Here is a 1,875-nt window from a genome sequence, read left to right on the forward strand (position 1 = left end):
CAGGTTGAACTGCTGGAAGATGTAGCCGGTGTGGTCGACCCGGAAACGGTCGCGGGCGCCGGCCGAGAGTTCGGTCAGCTCCTGGCCCAGCAGGCGAATACTGCCGCGGCTGGGCTTTTGCACACCGCCCAGCAGGCCGAGCAGGGTGGTCTTGCCACTGCCGCTGGGGCCCTTGAGGAACAGGGTTTCCCCCGGCTCCAGGCGGAACGTGGGGATGTCCAGCAACTGTGGGTGACCGGGCCAATTGAAGCCCAGGTCAGACAGTTCGATAAGTGCTTGGGTCATAGGGAGGTCAGTGGTCTGGCTCGATTTGGATGATGACACCGATCAACGGTAGGAGCTGGCTTGCCTGCGATGGCATCACCGCGGTGTTTCTGGAGCACCGCGGCGTCTGCATCGCAGGCAAGCCAGCTCCTACAGTGTGGTGTTTACATCAGAATTTCAGGGTGGCTGCTGTGGCCGTCGCTTCCACACCCTGCTGGCCGCTCGGGCCAATGAGTTGTACCTGAATTTTCTGGGTGGCGGGGAAGGTCTTGAACACCTGGGTCAGGTCGAGGTTGCTCAGGGCGGTCGGCGTGGCGCAAGTGAACTGGTAGTGAGCGTGGATTTCGCTGTGGTCGTGGTGATGTTCATGGGCGGCGGCGCCTTTGCCATCGGTGGCGTGGTCGTCATCGTCTTCATCGTGGTCGGCTTCAGGCTTGTCGCCGAACAGCGGGCTGTTCAGTTCCTGGGTGCTGATCACGCAACCGGCGGCCTTGGGCATGCTGAACAGCACCAAGGGTTGCTCCAGTTGCTTGCGGGCGGCGGCGACCTTGGCTTTATCGGCAGGGGTGGTGGCGAGATGTTCGAAGCCCACCAGGTTCATCGCCGGGCTGTCCAGTTCCAGCTCCAGAGCCTGGCCGTCGAGCACCGCATTGAGGCGACCCACGCCGTGTTCGTGGGCACCGAGGCTGCCGTGCTCGTGATCATGGTCGTGCTCGTCGGCAGCCTGGGCGATGGCCAGTGGCAACAGGGCAAACGGCAAAGCGAGCAGCAAACGGCGCATGGTGGAGCTCCCGGACAAAGATGAAAGTTTTGTTATGTGATCTTATAACAATTTTGCGAGGAGTTTGACCGCCTGCTTGGCGTAGCGCAAGACGCGTGGGAGCATGCTCGTCAGAAAAGTGCGGGAGTAAGTGCGATGTTGAGAATTCGTGGAACCGTCGGTGACCTGCCGGTGGACTTGACCCTGGAGCTGGATGACGGCGATTGGGCCCGGCTGGGCGCGCAGTTGCAGGCCAGCAAAACCCCGAGTGCGGAACCGGTAGTGACGCCGGCGGCGGGTAACCTGGACGAGAGCCTGTGGCAGGCCGCCCAGGATTTACTGCGCAAGGCCGGGCAACTCAACGGCCTGGAATTGCTTGATCAGCTGGAAGGCCTGGCCGGCAGCGCCTCGGCGGGCAAGCGCCTGCTGGTGCGCCTGCGCCATAGCGCCAAGGTCAAGGTGGCCAGCGGCGGGGATACGCCGCTGTACAGTTGGATCGAGTAACGATTAGTAAAGCGCGGCGAACAGCTTGCGGCGGTACACGGTGACCAGCGGATGATCGTTGCCGAGCAGTTCGAACACCTGCAACAGCGTCTTGTGGGGCAGGCCTTCGCTGTAGCTGCGGTTGCGGATGAACAGCTTGAGCAAGCCATCCAGCGCGGCGTCGTATTGCTGGCGCGCCAGTTGTTGCACGGCCAGTTGGTACACCGCCTCGTCATCCTGCGGGTTTTGCGCCAGGCGGGCTTTCAGGTCTGCGGCGTCCGGCAGGTCGGCGGCCTGGCGCAGGAAAGTGATCTGCGCCTTGGCGCCGGCCAGTGCGGCCTTGTGATCATCGCTCTTGACGGCGTCGA

Annotated in this window: 4 protein-coding genes; 1 reads left to right on the forward strand and 3 read right to left on the reverse strand. The window is 62.8% G+C overall.

The window, feature by feature from the left end; genetic code table 11:
- Positions 1-285, reverse strand: a 285-nt coding sequence (locus tag HX846_RS19600; protein ID WP_178965938.1) for an ATP-binding cassette domain-containing protein, incomplete at its 3' end; no start/stop codon positions are given.
- 148 nt (positions 286-433) lie between these two features.
- A complete protein-coding gene (locus tag HX846_RS19605; protein ID WP_178965939.1) occupies positions 434-1,045 on the reverse strand; it encodes a DUF2796 domain-containing protein in 612 nt (203 codons plus the stop codon).
- Positions 1,046-1,180: 135 nt separating this feature from the next.
- Between HX846_RS19605 and HX846_RS19610 the strand changes: the two genes are divergently transcribed.
- Positions 1,181-1,528, forward strand: a complete 348-nt coding sequence (locus HX846_RS19610) for a hypothetical protein (protein ID WP_003209997.1) — start codon at positions 1,181-1,183, stop codon at positions 1,526-1,528.
- A gap of 3 nt (positions 1,529-1,531) precedes the next feature.
- Here the strand turns inward: HX846_RS19610 and HX846_RS19615 are convergent.
- Positions 1,532-1,875 (reverse strand): tetratricopeptide repeat protein (locus HX846_RS19615; RefSeq protein WP_178965940.1); only part of this gene is annotated, 344 nt, incomplete at its 5' end.

Source organism: Pseudomonas sp. K5002 (assembly GCF_013386655.1).
In the GTDB taxonomy this organism is placed as follows: domain Bacteria; phylum Pseudomonadota; class Gammaproteobacteria; order Pseudomonadales; family Pseudomonadaceae; genus Aquipseudomonas.

Bases quoted from the DNA above. Each gene is read 5' to 3' on its own strand.
- HX846_RS19605 (WP_178965939.1), bottom strand. From the start codon at position 1,045: ATGCGCCGTTTGCTGCTCGCTTTGCCGTTTGCCCTGTTGCCACTGGCC.
- HX846_RS19610 (WP_003209997.1), top strand. From the start codon at position 1,181: ATGTTGAGAATTCGTGGAACCGTCGGTGACCTGCCGGTGGACTTGACC.